Raw genomic sequence first — 21,217 nt, 5'->3', positions numbered from 1 at the left:
CCCGACTTGACGAACAAGATCGCGCACCGGAGCCGCGCAGGCGACAGCGCATGATTCGCACGAGGCCAAAGCCGCACAGGTGTAGCAACTTCCGGTCTCAGCACGAACCCCCCGGCCGATGGCCGGGGGGTTCGCTGTTCTTGGCTACTGGACCTTGACCACCACGAGGGTGATGTCGTCGCCCTGAGGGCCCCCGTCGACCCAGGCGCTCACGGCCTTGAGGATCTGGCGATGGATCTCCTGAGCGCTTGCGTGGTGATGGGCTTCCAGGATGTCCTTGAGGTTGTCGTACACGACCTCCTCGCCGTCCGGCCCATCCTCGATGCGGTAGAACATCTCGTGATCGGGGTTCTCGGCCTCGGTCACGCCGTCGGTGTAGAAGACGAGCACGTCGCCCGCATGCAGGGGCACCTCGATCTCCTGGTACTTGGCCAGCTTGGAGGCACCGAACGGGAACGAGCCCGGAATCGCCAACTCTTCGACCTTGCCGGTCTCGGCGTTGTAGTAGTGGGGGGGCTGGTGACCCGCGCAGGTATAGCGCAGCGTCTTGGCCACCGGGTCGATGGCGCCATAGATGAGGGTGGTCTTGCGGTGCTTCTTGTCGTCGATGGTCTCGACGATCATCTGGTTGATGGCCTTCATGACGGTGGGTAGATCGGGATCGACCCGCACCTGGTTGAAGAAGCAGCTCTTGGCCATGGCCATGACCATCGCGGCCTGAACGCCCTTGCCCGCCACGTCGCCGACCACCACGCGCAGCTGGCCGTCATGCAGGGTGACCAGGTCGTAGTAGTCACCGCCGAACTCGTAGGCCGAATCCGACGACCCCATGACTTCGAGGCCCGCCGGCGCCGGGGCGGCGGTCGGCAGCAAGGAGGCCTGAATGCTGCGTGCAGTCTCGAGCTCCGCATCCAGGCGCGCACGATTGACCTCGGCCTTGGTCATCTCGTGGATACGGATGACGCTCGCCAGTTGCTGGCCCATGTTCATGAGCAGCCCCTGGTCCTCGGCGGTGTAGTCGAGCTCCGAGAGCTTCTGGCCGACGTTGACCATCCCGAGGATCTCGCCCTTGATCTCGAGCGGCACGCAGAAGGCGATCCCCAGCGCATCCATGTGGGAGAGCTGGCGGGTGGTCGCCTTCGAAGGCTTGAGCCCCGTGCGGCGCGCCTTGCTCAGCTCACCGATCTCGGGCGCGTTGGCCGGGATGGCGAAGTCCTCCGGGAAGATCGAAAGGCCACTCGTCTTGTAGACGTGCAGGTTCTTCGACTTGGGGTCCCGGATCATGATCGACATGTGCCGCGGATGCACCGTCTGGTCCACCACCTCGACGAACTTGTCGAGGACCGCCTCCAGCTCGGGGTTCTCCTTGGTGAAGCGGGTGTAGTCGCTCAGCACCGCGCGGAAGTCGTAGCGGTTCCGGTAGAAGAGCTTGTCGATGATCGCCTGGGTGCGGTTACGGACGGGCACGAAGGCGAGCGCGACGAAGGCCGTCGCGAGGATGTTGCCCGTCGTATTGCCCGCCGAGCCGATCAAATGCTCGATCGCCCACCGAATCGCAGCGATGGTGATGAAGTAGACGCCGGACAGGGCCGCCACCACGACGGCATAGACCATGGTCCGCTTGATGACCAGGTCGATGTCGAACATCTTGTGACGCACGACGGCGTAGGCAATCGAGAGGGGGAAGAAGACGAAGCAGGCAAAAGAGAGGTTGACGAGCAGCCCGGACCCATCGAGCGATGTGTTGCCCGCCAAGTACGGCACGATCCAGAAGACGGCCCCCGGGAAGTAGGCGACCGTCGCCCCGAAGAGCGCCACCTTGGCCTGCTGCTTCGCAAGCGGCGTCTTGCCCTTGAAGACGTGGAAAAGGATGCTGGCAATCAGGACCAGCAGGCCGACCATCACCCACATGAGCGAGGTGTCCTGCCAGGAGAAGTGCTGATCCATCGCCTCCGGATTGACGAGCTGCCCCTCGGGCTTGAAGACCGAGAGCCACAGCCCGGTCAACCCCAGCATCGGGAGGTAGAACAGGGCGTTGAGCCAGGGGCGGCGCTTCAACCAATGCCCGGGCTCCGGGAAGACCATCCCCAGGTGGAGGAAGGTACTACCGAGGAAAGAGTAGGAGAAGAGGTAGACCGGGGCGAAGAAGCGCCCGGAGTCGTAGTCATTGTTCAGCGCGCAGAACAGGCAGATCGCCACGTTCATGAGCAGGTGCACCTGCGAGGTGAGGTGGCGCGGCTTCATCCAGAAGGCCACCGCCCCCACCAGCAAATGCAGGAAGCTCACCAGGAACAACGGCATGAAGCTCTTGAACCAGTCGCTCCAGCCGAAGGCCTGCGAAGGCACGGTGACCTTGATCGTACGCTTCTCTCGAACGAGCTCGTACTCGAGCGGCGTCCCGATCGGCTTGGAGTGGACGTAAGCCGTCAGGTCACCCGCCGTGCGCAGGTCGTGGCCGTCGACGCGCAGCAGGCGATCGTACTGCTGGAGCTTCGCCTTGATGCCCGTCCAGGTCGGCTCGTTGACCGCCGACACCGTCAGCGTCGGTTCGAAGCGGAAGCCCGGGAAAGGCTTGTTGATGAGTTGAAGCGACCCCATCACCGCCACGCACCAGGCGACGAAGCATGCGATGGCGAGCGCGGAGAGGGTGAGGGACGCCAGATGTTTCTGAGTGGGCATCGCGCGAGCTCCAGACATGGAATCAGATGGCCACGGGGGCCGTGGGGAAGGCAGGTGACGCGAGCATGCCCGCGAGGTAGGGTTCGGCGCCGATGCCGAGCTGGGTTGCGAGATCGAGGGCCCGGCGCCTTTGGAGCTCGATGCGCATGGTCAAGTACGACTTGATGCCCGCCGCTTCGAGCAAGGCGACCAGCTCCGCCTGATGCTCCCAATCCGCCGGACCCTCGAGAAGGCGGCGGAACCGGATGAGGGCCTCCTCGCTCAGTTGCTCGAAGGCCAGGACGAAAGGCAGGGCCCTTCGACGATTGACGAAATCCGGGCAGAGCGCCATGCCCCAGAGTTCGTGGGTGTCGTTCATCATCTGGTACAGGGTTCCGAGGGCGCGCCCGAACGCACGGTAGGCGGCAACGCGCGCCGGCTCAAGGCCGCCGGCGATCGCGACGAGTTCAGCGTAAGCCCCGAAGGACGCCCCCGACTTTCGCTCGATCGCAAGCATGTAGTCGGCAAGCCCTGCCCTCTCGGCTGCCAGGCCGATGAGATCCATGTGCTGCCCATACGACATCTCGAGCCCGGCCCGTACGAGCACGGCAGACGCCTGCGCTGCGACCTCGACCGGAAGGCGCTCCTCGAGCGAACGCAACGAAGCGAACAGCAGCGCGGTACCGGTATTGACCGCTTGCTCCCACCCCCAAGCGTCCCAGGGGCTCGGGGCCAGGTCATGGTCCTGCGCGTCGTCGGTGACGTCCGCGAAGGCGTAGAAAAGGGCACAGGCTCCCGCCACCGGCAGCGCGGCCTCAGCGGGGACGCCGAGCGCTCGAGCGAGTGCCAGCGGATAGTCGAGCACCGTCCACTGGCCGGTACTCGCCAGGGCGCGCTCCGCTTTGCTCAGCACGGCACGCTGCAAACCCAGCAGGCTCTCAGGAGCCTGCTGGGTTTCGAGGTAACGATACAGAGCGTCGAGGGCGTCGCGAGAGGTCGGGTTCACCACGGGTCCTTGAAGATGAAACGGCTGCGGGCGCTAGCAGCCGGGGGGATCTCCACCGCCCTGATAGACCGGGCTTCCCGTCTCAAGGACCTGACGCAGCATCGACGCGGCGAGGCCGGGCTTCTCCTTGTTGTTGAGGGCCATCGCGAAGGCCGAGAAGTGCTCGGGGCCCAACTGGACCAGGGCGCGATCCAGGTTCTGCTCGAAGCGAACCCGCTCCTCGGAACCGGCTCTGGCCATCAGACGCATCAATTCATCGGTGAGCTTGGAGGCCGCCTGGGGGTTGGCCGTGAAGGCCTCGGCCACCTCGGGCGAAAGGCGGGTCGTGAGCCCGGACGCCGCCAAAGCCTGGCCGGGATTCGCACCCAGCCCCTGGGCGAAAGCAGGGTCCTTCAGCAAGCCGTTCACCAGATCGCCGATGGCACGACGGTGGGCTTCGTTCTGGGTAGCGCCCGCCGACGAGCGGAAGCTGGCCGTCCCGCCCTGCAGCTCGGAAATGCGCGCCTGCATGAAGGCCGTGTCCTTGAAAAGCGCCTGCTCGTCAGCGCCGAGCTTGCCCCAAAGCCCCCCAAGCGCCTCCTCAGGATTGGCGATGAGGCGCGAGGCTGCGCCCGCATCCTTGGCATCGAGGGCGATCTTGGCCCAGGCCTGGCTGAGCGCATCACCCGAGGCAAGCTGGGAGGCGGCCTCGGAGACCATGGCGCCCTTGTCGGCGCTCAGGCCGTTGACCCCGAGGATCGACGTGAGAGTCCCCTGCTTGAGGCCCGAGTTGAGCATGAGGTCGGTCGCGACCGCCTCCAGGTCCTGGCCCGTCTGCTGGGCGAAGCCCTTGATCTCGCTTGCGCCGTAGCGCTGGGACTGGGCGTTGATGTACAGGAACTTCTCGGGGGCGACCTGCATGAGCTTCTTGGGATCGTTCAGGAAAGCCTGGTACGACTCGGCGAAGTCCTCGGTCGGGTTGGTCATGGCGTACTTGGAGACGAAGTTGTCCGTCCTGCCCGCCTTGAGGACCTGCTCGTCGAAGAGCAGCTTCTCGCCCGTGCGGTTATCCACCCCGTCGGCGACATGGGTCTTGCCGTCGCCATAGTTCTCAGTCCAGCCCGAAAGCTTGGCGAACTCCGCGATCTTTTCGGGGTTCCAGCCGCGGTTGACCATCTGCACCTGGTGCCCGATCTCGTGGGCCCACAGGTTCTTGGAAACAAGCGAGCCCGAGTTGCCGAGCACGATGGCGCGCTCGGGGGCCTCCTGGCCGAACATGGCCTTGAGGCTCTTGCCGATGAAGCGCAGGACGGGGATGCCTTCCAGGACGTCCGCCGAGTGCAGGACGAAGTTCTTGACCTGGGCCATGAAGCCCTTGGGCTCGCTGTCACCCATCTTGGCGCTGGCCATGGCGCTCTGACCCGCCACGTCGCCGAGTTCCTTGCCGAAGTGCTTCGCAACGGCCGCATCCCCGCCCGCAGCGGTGTCGATCTGGCCGGTGCGGACGAAGTTGAGGCCCGAGAGAGCCTGGCGATCGCCGGGCGACATGCTCTCGACCACATCGAGCAGGTTCTTCATCTCGCCCGAGGTCCAGTTGGCGCCGTCCTTGGTTTCGAAGCGAACCCCACCCGGCACCATGGAATTGATGCGCGCCTGGAAGTCGGAAACCTGCTGGCGCTCATTCTGCACGGCGCCGACGGCCTTGGCCATGTCGTTCAGCTTGGTCGGGTCGAGGGGGCCGGTCGCGCCCGCTGCCTCGGTGCTGAGGCGCAGGGTGTCGGTCTTGGCCTTCTTGACGACGCTCGGCTCAGGGCTCGCCTGCACCCCCGCGGCCTGCTCAGGCGCGGCCGAGGGCGTGAGCGGACCGAGACGGCCGGTGCCCGGGCGCGTGGTGTTGAGCCGCAAGTTGTCTGCCATGATGACCTCCAATCCTCGTGCCGTAAGGGCATTATGCCCTGCCCGGCCGGCTTACTATCGAAGGTTATGGAGGCCCCTTAACGCGTTCTTTCGATTTTTAATGGACAATTAATGATATAGGGCGCGCTTTACCTGAATTGAACCTGAACTTAAGCCTTGACCGCCACGAACAGCATCTCGCCCTCGGCGCCCGCCCCCATGCCCAGGTGCTGCTGGGCAACCAGCTCGCGGCCTGCAAGCCAGCTCGGCTGATCGCCCCACAGGGCATCCAGCTCCTCGGTGCGGTACTGAATCGCCCAGATGGGGATGTGCTGGAGGCTCGTAAAGAGGGCCTCGACCCCTTCGCGGTACTCGTCGGCCGGTGCGTAGAAGGGGTTGTCGCGGTAGAAGGCGCTGAGGTCGGCCTCGGGCTCTCCCTGGTACCAGGCCTCGAGCAGCCACGAGCGCAGGTCGATGGCCACCAGGGGCGGCTCCAGGTAAAGGTAGCAGGCATCCGCCTGGACGGTCTGCGCGACCTCGGCGGGCGCTCCGCAGCGCACGTCGTTCTGGACGCCGTTGTTCCACACCCACTGGTTGGCACGCCTCAGGTAAAGCCCCATGGCGTTGACGCCCGCGGGTGGTACCCCGGGCTGCTCCAGGCTCTTGATCCAGTTATCGATCATCCAGGCCACCGCCATCAAGGCCAGGTCGCGCTCGTAACCCGAGAGCGTCTCCAGCTGCTCGCGCCAGTAGCCCAGGTGAGCGGCCTGCTTCTCGTCGAAGAAGTGGCGCTCGACCCAGGGCGCGAACCGCGGATAGTCGGCGAGCGTGATGGTGGGAGGGGCCGTGAAGCGCGCGATCGCCTCCGGGCTCAGGCGCGTGGCATTGTTCGCGCTCACGGCGCGGCTCGCGCTCACGGTGCTCTCGAGCAACTCGCTGCCGATCACCCGGATGCCGTTACGCTTGAAGGCATAGAGGTTGGCGCCCAGGCCCGCGAAGGGCTCGTAGAGGGACTTGACCCCCAGCGGGGCCAGCGCCTCCCAGGCAAGACCAGGCAAGGGGGTCTTCGGCATGGCCTGCTGCGTGAATTCGGGACGTCCCCCCAAAGCGTGCTCCTTCCTGCGTAGCGCTACTCGCCAGGTTATACCCGCCGGGCGCGATTCATCCCGCCCAAGGCGAGGGGCATTAGATTTACGAATGATTAAGTATCTATTAAGATCAAGTTCGCAAACGTTTCACTCGAAGGAGGTCATATGCGCCCGCTCCATCGCCTGCTCGCCATCGCGACCCTGACCGCCGCCACCTTCGCCGCCGGCTGCGGCATCGTCCCTAGCCTCGACCGCGGCACCCAGACGCGCTTGCAGGCCAAGTCCGACACCCAGGCCGACGCGGTCGTCACCGAGGTCAAGCGCACCTGGACGGGGCTCAACACCGTCTCGGGCGTCGTCGCCTTCTGGGAGCAGAAGGGCAGCGAGCAGACCAAGAGCAAGGCCGAGTTCTACTGGAGCCGCCCGGGCAAGCTTCGCGCCAACGTGACCGAGGCCGACACCATGCTCAAGCGCGGCGCCAAGATGGTGTATCTGGGCGATCGCAAGATCACGGTCAAGGTCGGCTTCATCAAGAAGACCCTCCCCTACGACGATCCCCAGGTGCTCTCGCTGCGCGGCTACCGCATCGACCAGACGGATCTCGTCGCCCTGGTGGGCGGCCTGCTCGATCCCAGCGCCACCCTGCGCCATGCGGGCCCTGCGACCATCAACGGCCGCGCGGCGGACCTGATCGAGATCACGGGATCGAAGAGCCTCCTGCCCGATCTCGCCAAGGTGCGGATCGCGGTGGACAAGCAGAGCCACATGCCCAGTCAGGTCGAGGGTTTCGAGGGCAGCGAAGTGGTGTTCCGCGCGCAGGTGCCCAGCTTGACGGTCAATCCGCCCCTTTCCAACGACCTGTTCGAGTTGTAGAATCAGTCGCATGACTGAAGACCTCGAGATTTCCCGCAACTTCCAGCTCGTCGACGACCTCAAGATCGCCGATTCCGCCTGGATCGCGCCCAACGCGATCGTGGTGGGCGACGTCACCCTCGAGGAAGACGCGAGCGTCTGGTTCGGCTGCGTCATCCGCGGCGACATCGCCCCCATCCGCATCGGCAAGGGCGCCAACGTCCAGGACGGCTGCATCCTCCATGTGGGGGCCAAGCACCCGTGCACCATCGGCGATCGCGTGAGCCTCGGCCACGGCGCCATCGTGCACGGGGCGACCATCGAAGAGGACTGCCTCATCGCCATGCGCGCCACCGTGCTCAACGGGGCGGTCATCGGCAAGGGTTCGATCGTGGGCGCCGGGTGCGTCGTGCCCGAGAACATGGTCGTGCCCCCCAACTCGCTGGTGGTCGGCGTGCCGGCCAAGGTGATCAAGGAGATCAGCCCCAACCAGCGCAAGGGCATCGAGATGACCGCCGAAGCCTACGTGGGCTACGCCCGTGGCTACAAGCGCCGATTCGGCTAAGTCACGCCGGGGCGCATCGCCGCTTGTTTTAACTAATGTGAAAATCAGGCAAGTCCCCGAAAAGCAGCGGCGATAGACTCCCCGAAGGGAATCAATCGTTTCTTGCCCGAGAGGAATTCCAATGAGCCTGACGAATTACGTCCAGCACCTCGAAACCGCCATCGAAGGCGAATCCGACGCCCAGCGCAAGGGCCTTCTCGTTGCGTACAAGCGCCACGTTGAGATCGCCGTCGAGGAGACCCACGCCTTACAAGTCGAAATGACGGTGTAACCAATGAAAACGACTTACAGCCGCGAAGCCTTCGTCAAGAGCCCCACCGCAGACCTCTCCCAGAAGGTCGACGACATCCTGGACCGTCGCTTCCAGGAATCCAAGGCACACGCCAGCGAGCCGGAACCCAGCGACGCCGCGGACCCCGGCCCCCTCAACAAGGTGCGCTCGCTACTCAAAGGCATCTCTTCTCGCAAGTAGGTCGAACCCACAACTTTTCGGCCTTCCGTCTTCGACGGGAGGCCTTTCCCCTTTCATGCCCTTTCACAGGAGGCCCCCTTGTCCAAGTCCATCGTCTTCATGGGCACCCCTGCCTTCGCCGTCCCCTCGCTCAAGGCCCTCCTCGCGGCCGGCTACGACGTCAAGGCCGTCTTCACCCAGCCCGACCGGCCCGTGGGGCGCGGCAAGCAGATCGCCATGCCCCCGGTCAAAGAAGCGGCCCTCGAAGCCGGGATCCCGGTCCACCAGCCGCAGCGCCTGCGCGGCAACGAGGAGGCCCTCGCGACGCTCCAGGCCATCGCCCCCGACCTCATCGTGGTCGTCGCCTACGGCCAGATCCTGCCGGAGTCGATCCTGAACCTGCCGCCCTTCGGCTGCATCAACGTCCACGCCTCGCTCTTGCCCCGCTATCGCGGCGCCGCTCCGATCCAGTGGTCCATCCTGCACGGTGACGCCGAAACCGGGGTCGCCACCATGCAGATGGAGAAGGGCCTGGACACCGGCCCCATGCTCATGGAGGCGCGCACCCCGATCGGCGCCGATGAGACGGCCGACGCCCTCTCGCAGCGCCTCTCCGAGATCGGCGCCCAAACCCTCGTCGATACCCTCGGCCCGTGGTTCGAGGGCACCCTGAAGCCCACCCCGCAAGACGACGCTCTCGCGACCTACGCCCCCATGCTCACCAAGGCCATGGCCGAGCTCGACTGGCGTCAAGGGGCACAGGCCTTGCACCAGCGGATCCGGGCATTGCACCCCTGGCCCGGCACCACCACCAAGCTCGGCGACGAGACCGTGAAGATCTTGAAGGCCAGCCTGAGCCCGCGCGACCCGGAAGGCAGCCTGCCGGGGACGGTCCTCGCCATGGGGCCCGCCGGCTGGGAGATCGCCTGCGGCTCGGGGGTCCTGCGCATCGAGCAGGTCCAGCTTCCCAACAAGAAGGCGCAGAGCTCCGAGGAAGCCGCTCGCGGTTGGCGGGCGATCGCGGTCGGCAGCCGCTTCGAGGGCTCTCTCGACACCTGAGCATGTGACCCAGATCACGAAGCTTCACAATAACGCTCGCTAGTTTGTTAACTTTTGTATACGGCCGGGTATTTAAGTAGAAGCCCGGCCGTTGTTGACGTTTGCCCCGCCACGAGGATGACAGCGCGACCTGGATCCTTGTTGTTATGGGTCGCAGACATCAAGTCAACACGGTGCGTCAAGACCGATCTGCACAAAAGTTTGCGAAGTCATTGACAAGATTATTCATAATTCTTATGATTTTCCTGAAAGGGTCAGGCAGGGGTATTGCACCCAAGGATCCGACCCGCTGGCGAGGCGCCCGACGTCGCCTACGCATGGAGAAAGGGACTGGGCCATGAAGCGCATTCTTGTGGTCGATGACGATCCGAACTCGCGCAAGATCGTCGAACTCATGCTCATGTCCTACGGTTATTCCTTGTATTTCGCGGAGAACGGCCTGCATGCCGTCGAGGTAGCCCTGCACGAACGGCCGGACCTCATCCTGATGGACATCCTGATGCCGATCATGAACGGCCACGAAGCCACCCAGCGCATCAAGGAGCATCCGCATGGCGCCAAGATCCCCGTCGTGGCCTTGACCGCCCTCGCCTTCGAGAGCGATCGCCGCGAGGCACTCCAGGCCGGGTGCGACGGCTACCTATCCAAGCCTTTCAACCGCCGCGAGCTGCTCGAGACCGTCAAGACCTTCCTGCCCGACGTTCAACACCAAGCACTCGCTTGATTTCAGCCCTGCATGCCAAAGGTCCCGGTGAGCCTTCACCGGGACCTTTGGTGTGTGGATGGGGTTACTGCTGCTGGAGCTCCAGCTCGCGGACTTCGGTCTTGCGATCCACGCCCTCGGCCAGCTCGGCGACGCTCACGCCCAGGATCGGGTGAACGGCATCCGGGGCGATCTCGGCGAGGGGGACCAGGACGAAAGCCCGATCGTGCATGCGGATGTGCGGAATCTGCAGCCGCGGCTCGGCCAGCAGCTCATCGCCGTACAGCAGGATGTCCAGGTCGATGGTGCGCGGCCCCCAACGCATGATGCGCTGGCGCTGGAGCTGCTTCTCGATGCCCTGGAGGGCGTCCAGCAGGGGCATGGGGCGCAGCGCGGTCTGGATCTCGGCGACCGCGTTGACGAACCACTGCTGATCCGGATACTCCAGCGGCTCGGTCTCGTACATGGAAGAAACTTTCGTCACCTCGATCAGCGGGTGCTTCTCGAGGAGCTCGATCGCTCGTTTGACGTAGTCGGCGCGATCGCCGACGTTGGATCCGAGTCCGAGGTAGACCGTGGCCATGTCGTTATCCTTTCTGTCGCACGATTTCGATCGAAACCGTCCCCGTCAGATGGGGAATCGGCGCGCGGGGCTTCTCAACCCGCACGACGACGTTCTGGGCGCGGGGCACATCCAGCACCCGCGCGGCGATCGTTTCGGCGATCGCCTCGAGCAGTTGAAACTGGGTCTCGGAGACGACCTCCTTGACCATCTTCACCAGATCCACGTAGCTGATGCTGTCGTGGATGTCGTCGGAGAGGCCGGCTTCGCGCAGATCGCAGCCGACCTCTACATCGACGACGAGCGTCTGGCCCAGGGTCCGCTCCTCGGCGTAGACGCCGTGATACCCGTAGGCCTCGATGCCCTTGACTCGGACCTTATCCAAGCGTGCCCCCCTTCGAGCCCCGCACCACGGCGTCGGCGATCGTCACGGTCCGCACGGCCTCGCGCACGTCGTGGACGCGGACGATGTCCACCCCGTCCCGAACGGCGAGCGCCACGGTGGCCATGGTGCCTTCGACCCGCTGGTCCACGGGCAAATCCAACAGCTGCCCGATGAACCCCTTGCGCGAGGTCCCGAGCAGCACGGGGGCCCCAAGCTCCTTGAACACCGCCAGGTGCCGCAGGAGGGCGAGGTTGTGTTCCAGGGTCTTGCCGAAGCCGATCCCAGGATCGAGGGCGACCCGGTCCAGGCCCTCGGCCTTTGCCTCGACGAGCTTGTCTTCGAGATAGGCGCGCACCTCGCGCACCACGTCGTCGTAATGAGGCGCCTGCTGCATGGTCTGGGGCGTGCCCTGCATGTGCATGGCGACGGCGGCAGCCTTGTGGCGCGCAATCGCGCGGCGCATGGCGGGCTGTTCGAGCCCCGAGATGTCGTTGACCAGATGCGCCCCCGCCTCGAGGGCGGCCAGCGCGACCTCGGGCTTGAAGGTGTCGATCGAGAGCGCCGCGTCGGTCTCGGCGGCCAGGGCGCGGATCACGGGCACGACCCGTGCGCACTCGTCTTCGACCGAGACCGGCACGGCCCCGGGCCGCGTGGACTCGCCGCCCACGTCGATGAAATCGGCCCCTTCTGCGAGCATGCGCCGCGCGTGAGAAAGGGCCGCTTCCACGGTGCCGTGCGTGCCGCCGTCGGAGAAGGAGTCGGGCGTCACGTTGAGGATGCCCATGACGTAGGTGCGCTCGCCCCACGCGAAGGTGCGGGAGCCGAGCGTCCAGGGCGCCACGCGAGGCGGCGTCGGCGATAAGAGGGCACTATCAGGCCGCAAACCTGGTTGCAACCAAGTCCTCGCTTCCTACGAACAGTCCAAAACCAGCGGTGACGCCCCTAGTATAGCACCACTTCCGGCCAAGCTACGATCGATTCGCAGGATTCGAGGATCGGCTACTTGCCGGTCTGCATCTGGCTGAGCTGAGCGGAGAGGGCGACCGCCGTCTGCTGGGCCTGGACCTTGACCAGACCGGTCTTGCTCACGTCGTTGAAGATCACGACTAGGATGTCGTTGGTCCCCAGGGCGTACATGAAGATCGAGGCGTTCTCGCCCTGCTGGAACATGGCCTGGAACTCGGTCTCGCCGATCAGGCGAGCGACCGCGCGGGTCGAGGCGAAGGCGCCGCCGACCAGGCTTGCGATCGCGGTGGTGTCGAGGCCCTGCACGTCGCCGTCGGTGGCGATCATCTGGCCGCTCTTCTCGACCAGCATGGCAGCATCCGCGTCCACGTCCTTGACGAGGTCCGCAAGCAAGTGCTGGATCTTGGAGATCCCTTCTTCGGTGACGACGAAGTTCGTCAGGATGCGATTGAGTTGGGACACGGTGCACCTCTGGCTCGTGAAGGGACGGGCGGATCCACTGACCTCTTACCCGCCCCTGTCGCTTGGCTAACGGTTAGGCTCCCAGCCGCACTGTTCTTTGAGGAACTTGAGGTCCTTGCGGTCCAGGGGAGCCGAGGCGAGCAGCTCGGGCCGGCGCTCGAAGGTCCGCTTCAGGGCCTCATCCCGGCGCCAGCGCTGGATCGCGCCGTGGTTCCCCGAGCGCAGGATCTCGGGCACCTGCCAGCCCCTGAAGTCCACCGGGCGAGTGTAGTGCGGGTAGTCGAGGATGCCGGTGTAGAAGGAGTCCTCCTTGGTCGACTCCTCCTTGCCCACCACCCCGGGGATGAGCCGGACGATGGCGTCGAGCATGACCATGGCGGGCAATTCGCCGTTGGTCAGGACGTAGTCGCCGATGGAGTACTCGTCGGTGACCAGGTGCTCGCGGACGCGCTCGTCGAAGCCCTCGTAGTGGCCGCAGAGGAACATGAGGTGCTCTTCCTCGGCCAGGGCGTTGGCATCCGCCTGCTCGAAGCGCTTGCCCTGCGGGCAGGTCATGATGATGCGGGTGCGCTCGGTGCGCGGCAGGCTCTCGACGGCCGCGAAGACCATGTCCGGCTTGATCACCATCCCGGCGCCACCGCCGAAGGGGCGATCGTCGGCCATGCGATGCTTGTCGGTGGCGTGCTCGCGCATGTCGTGGATGCCGAGGTCGAGATGGCCCGCCTCTTGGGCGCGCTTGATCATGCTCTCGGTCATGGGGCCGGTGAACATACCGGGGAACAGGGTCAGGATATCGATCCGCAAGGGGTTAGGGCTCCAACAGGCCGGGGACGGGGGTGATCAAGACCTCGCGGGTCTCGGCGTCGACCTTCGAGACGAAGGCGTCCACCCAGGGGATCAAGAGCTCCTTGCCGTCCGGCCGCTTGATCTCGAGCAGCTCGTTGCCGGCCGAGATGATGGCGGTGATGGTCCCGAGGACCTCGCCGGTCTCCTGGACGCGGGCGGCCATGCCGATCACATCCGCAAAGTAGACCTTGCCCTTGGGCAGGGCGGGCGCCTCGCTGCGCGGGATCTGGATCAGACAATCGCGCAAGGCATCGACCGCCTCGGGGGTCGCGTACTCGCGGAACTTCACGAGCACGGTCTCGGGCCCCGCCGAGCGCGCCGCCTCGATGTGCAAGGTGACGCGCTCGCCGTTCGAGCGCAGGCAATAGATACGCTCGAGCTTCTTGAACCGGGCGGGGTCGTCGGTCATGGGATCGACCTTGACCTCGCCACGGACGCCGTGGGGCTTGAGGATCCGGCCGACCGATATGTAGCGTTCGGCGTTCTCGCTCATGGTTAGGCCATCATCTCCGGCTGACGGATCTCGACGACGACGCCATCCTTGACGATGACCTCGGGCGAGGAGAGCTTGAGGTAGAGGTTGTCGCCGATCGCCACGTCGACGAAGTTGTCGACCTGGGCCTGGACGAACTCGGAGCCGATGTCGAGCTGGCCGATCATGTTGAGCTTCTGGAGCATGTCGTTCTTGGCCGCCATCAGCTGGCCGCGCTCACCCTCGATCTGCTGCTTGATGCCCTCGATCTGCTGCTGGACCATGGGGCCGGCGGGGGTGATGTTCTTCTTCTCGAGGTCGGCGATCGCGCGCTTGCCCTGGAACTCCAGCTGCTGGAGGTTCATGTCGACGTTCTGCAGGGCGGCCTGGAGCTCGGCCGAGGCCTGCTGCTTGAAGGTGTCGGTGACGATCGCCTTGATGATGACCTGGCGACGAAGGTTGAGCGTATCGGCCATGATGCAATGTCCTCTCTGTCTTGAACGGGCAGCATTAACCCGGACTTAGTTGAAGTTTCATCAAGTCTACCACGGAATCCTGGAAGCCTGCGCCCTCACTCGGGAAGGGAAGGCAATCGGCCGAACTTGAAATAATTATGATATATAGTAAATAAATCACAGCAGAAAGGAGACCCGCGATGCGCAAGCTCCTGTCGATCGCCTGGCTGCTCCTTGTCGGCCTTGCCCTGCCCGCCGGGGCGGAGTCCCTGCTGCTCGAAAGCAGTATCCACGTTCAGGTCAAGGGGCTGGTGAAGCGCCCAGGGGTCTACCAGCTTCGCCTGGGCGCGCGCGGCGCGGACGCCATCCAGGCGGCAGGCGGGCTCCTGCCCGGAGCCGAGCTTTCGGGCCTCAACTTGGCCGCAGCCCTCAAGGACGGCGATGCGCTCTTGGTGCCCAAGCATGGCGCAAGCGCTGCCTCGAATGCCCCAGTGGCGGCGAAGGCACCTCGGACACGCCGGGCGCGCGCAGCCGCAGCAGGTGACGCCTCGCAGGTCGTGAACCTCAACTCCGCCACCCTTGCGCAACTGGATGCGCTGCCGGGGATCGGCCCGGCCATCGCGGGCGACATCCTCGCCTACCGCAGCAAGCACGGTAGCTTTCGCAGCCTCGATGAATTGCGCGAGGTGCCGGGAATCGGCGAACGCAAGCTGAGTCGTCTGCGCCCCTTCTTGAGGCTGTGAGGTGCCGACGGCCCTCTTGGCGCTAGCGAGCTGGTGCCTGGGGATCCTCTTGCCACTGGAGACACCATGGCCCCTGCTCGGCCTCGCAGGGTTCGGGCTGTGGCGATTCGCAGGCAAGCACCTGAGGCCCTTGCTTGGGCATGGGCTGCTCGCCTTGAGCCTGCTTGTCCTCTCTGCAAGCTGGGCGCAGGTTCGCACCCCGCGCGAGGGGCCGGATGATGCCGCAAGGCTTGCGCCCATGCGCTGGCTGATCGTGACCGGCCGCGTCCGGACGGATCCCATCGCCACGCCGAGCGGCGTTCGCTTTGAGCTCGACGCCGAGCGCATGACGTCTCCTTACCCTTTTCGGCTTGGCGGCCGGGTGCAGGTCAGGCTCGCGGGCAGCAAGCGGCCTCGACTCGGCGAGCGCATCCGGCTCGAAGGCGGGCTCTACCGGCCCGAACCGCCCATGAACCCGGGGGAAGGATCCTACCGCGAGGCCATGGCGCGGCGCGGCCTGTTCGCAGTCCTGAGCGCGCGGCGCTGGTCCCGGCTCGAGGCGGCCCCTTGGAGCCTCACCGGCATGGCGATCGCCCTCAAGGACAGCCTTCTCTTCGCCCTCTCTCAGCACTTGCCCCAAAAGGAGGCAGCCCTGCTCGGGAGCCTCCTGCTCGGCGCTGGCGCCTCGCCGGTCGATTCCGATCTGTCCGAGCGCTTCCGGGACGTGGGGCTCGCCCATGTCCTCGCGGTCTCGGGCGCGCAGGTGCTGATCGTGCTGGGTGCTCTCAAGTGGCTCTGCAGCACCCTGCGCCTGCCGCGGCATTTCACGGTCCTGTTCGCGGGCAGCGGCATCCTCGTCTACGGCCTGATGACCGGGATGCCGCCCTCGATCACGCGCGCGGTCATCATGGCGATGGCAAACCTGCTCGCCTGGGGCACCATGCGGCGCAGCCAACGGCTCTGGCCGCTCACCCTCGCCGTCTGGGGCATGCTCTTGCACACCCCGAGCCTCCTGCTCGACCTCGGTTTCCTGTTCAGCGCTCTGGCCACCTACGCCCTGCTCGACACCGCGCCGCTCATCCATGCCGCTCTCTCGCGCTGGCCCAAGCCGATCGCAGACGCCCTCGCCCCCTCGATCGCGGCGCTGGTATGGGTCACGCCCCTGCAGCTGGCGGTTTTCGGGCAGGCTTCGGCCTGGGCACTTGGCGCCAACCTCGCGGCCATGGGCTTCATCTGGGCCTTGACCAACACAGGCGCCGTCCTGGTACCGGTGGCGGCGATCGCGCATGGGCTCGGCCTTGGCGGCCCCTGGCTCCAGCCCCCCTTCGAGGTGCTGCGGCTCCTCTTGCGCGCCTTCCAGGCCTGCATCGAGGGAATCCACGTCCTGCCTGGCGCGAGCCTCTACCTGATCCCGCTCGGATGGCTCGGCGGCAGCGCTATGTACCTCTTGCTCATCTGGGCTGTCCAGGGCGCGAAGCGAGGGCGCCTCAAGCACGGCTTGGTCGCAGGCGGACTAGCGATCGCGCTGGTGCTCTGGCAGGGTTTGCCCCGCGCAGGCGAGCTGATGATCACCATTCTGAGCGTGGGACAGGGCGACGCCATTGCCTTCCGGACGCCGCGCGGGCGATGGTTTCTTGTGGATGCGGGCCCCACCTGGGAGGGCGGGGATGCCGGCAGCCGGACCATCGTGCCGTTCTTGCGCCGCCAGGGGGTCACACGCCTGGCGGGTCTCGTCGTTACCCATCCCCATGCCGACCACATGGGTGGCGTCAAGACGATCCTTTCGGCCATGCCCTGCGAAGAGGTCTTGGAGAACGGCCAAGCAAGCGAGGAGGGTGGCCACCACCAGCTGCTCGCGACCTTGCTCGCACACCGGGTGTCTTGGCGCTCGGCCGAAGGCGGCCAGACGCTCTGTCTCGAACCGGGCGTCTTCCTGGACGTGCTCTCGCCCGGCAGGCCCCTGCTTGCGGGCACCCGCTCCGACCACAACAACAACTCGGTGGTCCTGCGGCTCAGGCATGGCGCCTTCAAGATGCTCTTGGCGGGAGACATCGAGCACGAGGCCGAAGAGCGCCTGCTGCGCGAGCAACGCCCCTGGCTCTCAGCGACCCTACTCAAGGTGGCGCACCATGGCTCCCGGTACGGGTCGAGCGCGGCCTTTCTCGAAGCGGTGGCCCCCGAGGCGAGCCTCATCTCGGTGGGGGCGCGCAACACCTTCCGGCACCCGGCCGCCGAGACCCTCTCGCGCTTACAAAAGCACGGCCCCGTCTACCGGACCGACTGGGATGGCGCGATCACCGTGCGCACCGATGGTCGGCGCTACACCATCGAGACCATGCAGGCGCCCACCATGCGCAAGGACCGGAGCCTGACGGCCCCGGTCCCCGGTTGATGCGCTTGAGCGCTATTGCTCGCTGGGCTCCACCGCCTCGGTGTTGCTCACGGTCGTGGTCGCCGCGACCTGACCGTTGGCGCCATCGGTCACGGTCACCGTCGCCTCGGTCCCAGCGTCGGGCTGGGTGATCTCGGCGTCCACCTTGGCGCGGGAGTCGACCGTCTTGGTCACCACGGTGCCGTCGGCGCTCTTGGTGATGGTAATGGTGACGACCGAGCCGTCGAAGCGGGTGATCTTGCCCTCGCCCGTCTCGCTGCCGTCGGTGGCCTCGACGCGGGTCCACTCGATGGTCTTCGTCTTGCCGTCCTTGCGGGTCATGACGCTCTTGAAGCTGGCGGTCCAGGTGCCGTCGGCCTCGAGCTTGCGGTGGCGATCGCTCGTCATCTTGAGGCCGTTCTTGCGCTCCATCTCGAAGTGCACCTTGGCCTCGATCAGCGCGCCGTCGGCATCGTAGGTCCGCTCGACCACGCGGCTCTGGAGCTCGTTGCGGTGGTTGACCGTCATGGTGACCTTGACGATCTTGCCGCCGTCTTCGGTCGGGGTCTCGACCTTCTCGGCGGTGCGGATCGCGCCGCGGGCTTTCTCGAGGCGCGGCTTGGCGCGCTCCTTGAAGCGCTCGAAGCGATCGCGCTCACGGGGGCCCGCCGAGCCCGAAGCCGCCGCCTCGAACTCGATCGCCTGGATCTTGAGGTTCGAATCCTCGGCGAGGGCCGCCGCGAGGGTCATGTCCGAGTCCGTCTGGATGGAAGCGATCGCATCATCGATCATCGCTCGGGCCGCCGCCGTCTGCTGGGCGTTGAGGCTACCGAGAACGCTCGTGGGAAGACCGGCACAAGCGGTCAGAGAAACCACGGCCGTCGAGGCGAGCAGGACCGTCATAAATCGCTTGTTGAACATTGCCGCTTCCTTTCTCGTAAGAGGGCAAGCCGATTCACCTGGTTAATCCCCAGGATGCCACAGGCCTGCTCGCACGAGATGCGCCAAATGACCACCTGCTCGGTAAGCCATTTGGCGCATGAAGCGGTGATAGGTCGAACGAGGTTCAGTCCGCCGGGACGACCGGCTGCTCAGGCACCTCCAGCTCCTCGATCCGCTGGTAGCACGAGGCGAAGACGTCGAGGATGTGCTCAGATCGCCCGCGAGCGGCCTGCTCGGGCGTCCTGAGGTCCCAGACCAGACGGGTCAGCTCTAGCGCCATCTTGAGGCGTGCGTCTCGGTCCATCGAGAATCCCCTCCTTGAATTCGGGCGATCTGGAGCGATCCTAACGGCGGCACGGGGGCCCGACGCAGGGCCAAAATGGAGAAACTCCGGCCTGAGAAGCGCCCTGCCAGCGCCCCCCAGGCCCACACCTGGTTAACCTCGGGTTAATCTCTCGGTTGAAAAACGCCGCGCCGGCCCCTATAATGGACGCGCCGCGCCGTTTCAGGCCCTAAGCGGTTTTCCGACCCTGCTGCTCGTCCGATGCGACTTCGGCGGCAGATCGCACAGAGAGGATCACGATGGCCACCACGATGCTCAACAGCCCCTACTCGGCCACCAACCTGTACGGGCTCACCGACGAGCAACTGCAGCTCCAGGAGATGGTCCGCGAGTTCGCCAAGCGCGAAGTCGCCCCCATCGCCGCCGAGATCGACGAGACCGAGCGCTTCGCGAAGGAAACCTTCGACAAGCTCGGCAAGCTCGGCCTGATGGGCGTGCCCGTTCCCGAGGAGTACGGCGGCGCCGGTGCCGACACCCTGAGCTACGTGCTGGCCGTCGAAGAGCTCGCCAAGGTTTGCGGCTCGACCGGTCTCTCCTACGCCGCTCACATCAGCCTGGGCTCCATGCCCCTCGTCTACTTCGGCACCGAGAAGCAGAAGCAGGACTGGCTGCCCTTCGTGACCTCGGGCGAGTTCATGGGCTCGTGGGCTCTGACCGAGCCGCAGGCCGGCTCCGACTCGGCCCGCCAGCAGACCACCGCGGTCCGCGACGGCGACCACTTCGTCCTCAACGGCGCCAAGAACTTCATCACCAACGCCACCCACGCCAAGTACGTCATCGTCATGGCGATGACCGACAAGTCCAAGGGCAACAAGGGCATCTCGAGCTTCATCGTGCCCACCGACACCCCTGGCTTCGCCATCGACAAGCACGAGCGCAAGATGGGCATGCGTGGGTCGCCCACCACGGCCCTCTCGTTCCAGAACTGCCGCATCCCCGCCGAGCTGATGATCAGCGAGGAAGGCACCGGCTTCAAGCAGGCCATGAAGACCCTCGACGGCGGCCGCATCTCGATCGCCGCTCTGGCCCTGGGCATCGCGACCGGCGCCTACGAGGCCGCCCTCGCCTACGCCAAGGAGCGCGTGGCCTTCGGTCAGCCCATCGGCAAGTTCCAGATGGTCCAGGCCATGCTCGCCGACGCCGCCACCGAGCTGCACGCGGCCCGCATGATGGTCTACCACGCCGCGCGCCTCAAGGATGCCGGCCTGCCCCACACCCTCGAGGGCGCCCAGGCCAAGCTGTACACCTCGGAGGTCTCGAACCGCGTCACCAACAACGCGGTGCAGATCCTCGGCGGCTACGGCTACACCAAGGACTTCCCCGTCGAGCGCATGATGCGCGACTCCAAGCTTTGCGAAATCGGCGAGGGCACCAGCCAGATCCAGCGGATCGTCATCGCCCGCAACATCGGGCTCTAAGCCGCACGCGCAAGGCCGGGAAGGGCGACCACTTGCCCTTTCCGGCCTTGCGCTTGACCGTCCTCGTGTTTGCAAAGGGGCAAACGTGAACGCTCAAGCGCTTTCCATCGTCGCGCTGGTCGCCGTGACCCTGCTCTGGGGCCAGAGCTACACCGCGAACCAGATCGCCCTAAGACAGCTCCAGCCCGCCGAGGTCATGGTGCTGCGCTTCGCGATCGCAAGCCTCTGCCTCACCCCCTTCCTCTTCACCGCCCGACGCCACTTCCGAAGCCTCACCCCGCGCATTTTCGGGCTCTCGCTCCTGACGGGCCTCTCGGGGCTCGCGGGCTTCAATCTCTGCCTGACCTACGGCCAGAGCCTGGGCACCCCGGCGGGCCTCGCCGGCGTCCTGGTGTCGACCAGCCCGATCTTCACCGCCATCCTGGCGCGCCTGGTGTACGGCGAGCACATCCCTGCCCGCCGGGTCGTCGGCCTGGTGGTCGCGTTCGCGGGGGTCGCCCTCGTCGTTGCGAGCAAAGGAGCCGTGGGCGGCGCCTCGCTCTTGGGGCCTCTGCTCCTGCTCGGCGCTCCCTTCTTCATGGCCCTGGGCGGGATCCTCAGCAAGATCGTCAACCGGGCCGTGCCACCCCTCTTCTCGCTCGCCATCGGCCTGTGGGCGGTCACGATCGGCCTCTTGCCGCTGCTGCCCGCAACCCGGCTACCCGGGGTGCTCGGCACCCTCTCGCCCTCTACCTGGGGGGCGATCCTCTTCATCGCCGTGGCCTGCACCGCGCTGGCCTACGCCCTCTGGTACTGGGGCTTCACCAAGATGCCCGCAGCCAAGGCAGGCGCTTTCGCCTACCTCACCCCCCTCTTCGGCCTGGGGGCCGCCTTCGTCGTCCTCGGCGAGCGGCCCACCCCGCTGCAGGCCGCAGGGATCGCCCTCGTGATCGCGGGGCTCGCCTCCGATCTCGTGCCCTGGCGCGCCAAGGCGATCGCGCCCGCTCTCGACACCACCGGCCACTCTTAGGGAGAAA

At 65.8% G+C, this 21,217-nt stretch carries 23 protein-coding genes; 10 read left to right on the top strand and 13 right to left on the bottom strand.

The genetic code is table 11. The features are described from left to right. Positions 1-144: 144 nt before the first annotated feature. From J7643_07230 to J7643_07215, 4 genes are all read right to left on the bottom strand, one after another. Positions 145-2,679: a SpoIIE family protein phosphatase gene (locus J7643_07230; GenBank protein ID MBO9540368.1), complete on the bottom strand. Its 2,535-nt coding sequence runs from the start codon at positions 2,677-2,679 to the stop codon at positions 145-147. A gap of 22 nt (positions 2,680-2,701) precedes the next feature. Next, positions 2,702-3,664: a polyprenyl synthetase family protein gene (locus J7643_07225; protein MBO9540367.1), complete on the bottom strand. Its 963-nt coding sequence runs from the start codon at positions 3,662-3,664 to the stop codon at positions 2,702-2,704. A gap of 33 nt (positions 3,665-3,697) precedes the next feature. Then, positions 3,698-5,560 carry a hypothetical protein gene (locus J7643_07220; protein ID MBO9540366.1) on the bottom strand — a complete coding sequence of 621 codons (1,863 nt, stop codon included), beginning with the start codon at positions 5,558-5,560 and terminating at the stop codon, positions 3,698-3,700. Between the two features lie 149 nt (positions 5,561-5,709). Next, positions 5,710-6,612, bottom strand: a complete 903-nt coding sequence (locus tag J7643_07215; protein MBO9540365.1) for a hypothetical protein — start codon at positions 6,610-6,612, stop codon at positions 5,710-5,712. A gap of 180 nt (positions 6,613-6,792) precedes the next feature. Between J7643_07215 and J7643_07210 the strand changes: the two genes are divergently transcribed. The 6 genes from J7643_07210 to J7643_07185 all read left to right on the top strand — a co-directional run bounded on the left by J7643_07210 (position 6,793) and on the right by J7643_07185 (position 10,278). Then, entirely contained in the window at positions 6,793-7,500 is a 708-nt protein-coding gene (locus J7643_07210) for a hypothetical protein (protein MBO9540364.1), read from the top strand. A gap of 10 nt (positions 7,501-7,510) precedes the next feature. Beyond that, positions 7,511-8,044 (top strand): gamma carbonic anhydrase family protein, encoded by a 534-nt coding sequence (locus J7643_07205; protein ID MBO9540363.1) that lies wholly within the window; start codon positions 7,511-7,513, stop codon positions 8,042-8,044. Between the two features lie 121 nt (positions 8,045-8,165). Then, positions 8,166-8,315, top strand: coding sequence for a hypothetical protein (locus tag J7643_07200; GenBank protein ID MBO9540362.1), 150 nt, complete (start codon positions 8,166-8,168; stop codon positions 8,313-8,315). A gap of 3 nt (positions 8,316-8,318) precedes the next feature. Further along, positions 8,319-8,516, top strand: a complete 198-nt coding sequence (locus J7643_07195) for a hypothetical protein (GenBank protein MBO9540361.1) — start codon at positions 8,319-8,321, stop codon at positions 8,514-8,516. Between the two features lie 99 nt (positions 8,517-8,615). After that, complete coding sequence (gene fmt / locus J7643_07190) at positions 8,616-9,554, top strand: methionyl-tRNA formyltransferase (GenBank protein ID MBO9540360.1); 939 nt, start codon at positions 8,616-8,618, stop codon at positions 9,552-9,554. A gap of 337 nt (positions 9,555-9,891) precedes the next feature. Then, positions 9,892-10,278: a response regulator gene (locus J7643_07185; protein MBO9540359.1), complete on the top strand. Its 387-nt coding sequence runs from the start codon at positions 9,892-9,894 to the stop codon at positions 10,276-10,278. Positions 10,279-10,342: 64 nt separating this feature from the next. On the opposite strand, the gene folK is transcribed toward J7643_07185, so the two are convergent. The 7 genes from folK to J7643_07150 all read right to left on the bottom strand — a co-directional run bounded on the left by folK (position 10,343) and on the right by J7643_07150 (position 14,426). Then, on the bottom strand, positions 10,343-10,840 hold the full coding sequence (folK, locus tag J7643_07180; protein MBO9540358.1) for a 2-amino-4-hydroxy-6-hydroxymethyldihydropteridine diphosphokinase: 498 nt from the start codon (positions 10,838-10,840) through the stop codon (positions 10,343-10,345). Positions 10,841-10,844: 4 nt separating this feature from the next. Continuing rightward, on the bottom strand, positions 10,845-11,204 hold the full coding sequence (gene folB / locus J7643_07175) for a dihydroneopterin aldolase (GenBank protein MBO9540357.1): 360 nt from the start codon (positions 11,202-11,204) through the stop codon (positions 10,845-10,847). Further along, positions 11,197-11,988, bottom strand: a complete 792-nt coding sequence (gene folP, locus J7643_07170) for a dihydropteroate synthase (protein MBO9540356.1) — start codon at positions 11,986-11,988, stop codon at positions 11,197-11,199. Before folP ends, folB begins: the two co-directional genes overlap by 8 nt. A 215-nt stretch (positions 11,989-12,203) precedes the next feature. Next, on the bottom strand, positions 12,204-12,632 hold the full coding sequence (locus J7643_07165) for a roadblock/LC7 domain-containing protein (GenBank protein MBO9540355.1): 429 nt from the start codon (positions 12,630-12,632) through the stop codon (positions 12,204-12,206). A 66-nt stretch (positions 12,633-12,698) separates the two neighbouring features. Next, positions 12,699-13,436: a tRNA (guanosine(37)-N1)-methyltransferase TrmD gene (gene trmD, locus J7643_07160; protein MBO9540354.1), complete on the bottom strand. Its 738-nt coding sequence runs from the start codon at positions 13,434-13,436 to the stop codon at positions 12,699-12,701. A gap of 4 nt (positions 13,437-13,440) precedes the next feature. Continuing rightward, entirely contained in the window at positions 13,441-13,971 is a 531-nt protein-coding gene (rimM, locus tag J7643_07155; protein MBO9540353.1) for a 16S rRNA processing protein RimM, read from the bottom strand. A gap of 2 nt (positions 13,972-13,973) precedes the next feature. After that, positions 13,974-14,426 carry a YlqD family protein gene (locus J7643_07150; protein MBO9540352.1) on the bottom strand — a complete coding sequence of 151 codons (453 nt, stop codon included), beginning with the start codon at positions 14,424-14,426 and terminating at the stop codon, positions 13,974-13,976. A gap of 179 nt (positions 14,427-14,605) precedes the next feature. Between J7643_07150 and J7643_07145 the strand changes: the two genes are divergently transcribed. After that, positions 14,606-15,148, top strand: coding sequence for a ComEA family DNA-binding protein (locus tag J7643_07145; protein ID MBO9540351.1), 543 nt, complete (start codon positions 14,606-14,608; stop codon positions 15,146-15,148). Position 15,149: 1 nt separating this feature from the next. Then, on the top strand, positions 15,150-17,519 hold the full coding sequence (locus J7643_07140) for a DNA internalization-related competence protein ComEC/Rec2 (GenBank protein ID MBO9540350.1): 2,370 nt from the start codon (positions 15,150-15,152) through the stop codon (positions 17,517-17,519). A gap of 12 nt (positions 17,520-17,531) precedes the next feature. Here J7643_07140 and J7643_07135 read toward each other — a convergent pair whose 3' ends face one another. Further along, complete coding sequence (locus J7643_07135; protein ID MBO9540349.1) at positions 17,532-18,419, bottom strand: hypothetical protein; 888 nt, start codon at positions 18,417-18,419, stop codon at positions 17,532-17,534. Positions 18,420-18,564: 145 nt separating this feature from the next. Next, entirely contained in the window at positions 18,565-18,744 is a 180-nt protein-coding gene (locus J7643_07130; GenBank protein ID MBO9540348.1) for a hypothetical protein, read from the bottom strand. Between the two features lie 290 nt (positions 18,745-19,034). On the opposite strand from J7643_07130, the gene J7643_07125 reads away from it, so the two are divergent. Both J7643_07125 and J7643_07120 read left to right on the top strand, forming a co-directional pair. Then, a complete protein-coding gene (locus J7643_07125) occupies positions 19,035-20,201 on the top strand; it encodes an acyl-CoA dehydrogenase (GenBank protein ID MBO9540347.1) in 1,167 nt (388 codons plus the stop codon). An 85-nt stretch (positions 20,202-20,286) separates the two neighbouring features. Further along, entirely contained in the window at positions 20,287-21,210 is a 924-nt protein-coding gene (locus tag J7643_07120) for a DMT family transporter (GenBank protein MBO9540346.1), read from the top strand. Positions 21,211-21,217: the final 7 nt, after the last annotated feature.

Source organism: bacterium, assembly GCA_017744355.1.
Lineage (GTDB): Bacteria > Cyanobacteriota > Sericytochromatia > S15B-MN24 > UBA4093 > JAGIBK01.
Note: the sequence above shows the minus strand (reverse complement) of the source record. Positions and strands in the feature narration are given on the sequence as shown.